This is a genomic window from Snodgrassella sp. M0351, assembly GCF_016100575.1.
GTDB lineage: Bacteria > Pseudomonadota > Gammaproteobacteria > Burkholderiales > Neisseriaceae > Snodgrassella > Snodgrassella alvi.
Window position 1 is genome coordinate 1 of record NZ_JACFSG010000020.1, and the last position, 356, is coordinate 356.

1 pseudogene is annotated in these 356 nt (G+C 44.1%); it reads right to left on the reverse strand.

Annotated features, from left to right (window positions below):
• A pseudogene (locus tag H3V01_RS10930) lies at positions 1-356 on the reverse strand (hypothetical protein); the annotation flags it as partial.

Here is a 356-nt window from a genome sequence, read left to right on the forward strand (position 1 = left end):
CAAACTGTACATCTGCGCACCGTTAACTGCATCGGTAGAATCTCCCGCTATCGAGCCTGCTGCTACCTGTGTAATCTTCTGAGCTTTACTATCACGCTCAGCATTGTAACTACCGGTTACTTTATCCCATTGCAGTGCATTAGCCTGCAATGCAGTAACCTTTTCAGTAACAGTATTCAGTCCGGTTGACAGAGTGGATATGGTTTTATCCACAGTGTTCAGATTATTATCAACAATAGTAGACAGATTATTGGTAATTGCGCTCAGGTTGGTTGACAGACTGTTCAGCCCTGTTGATGTTGAGCTGGACAGACTGAATAGCTGACCACCGTTTACTGCATCTGTAGAATCATCTG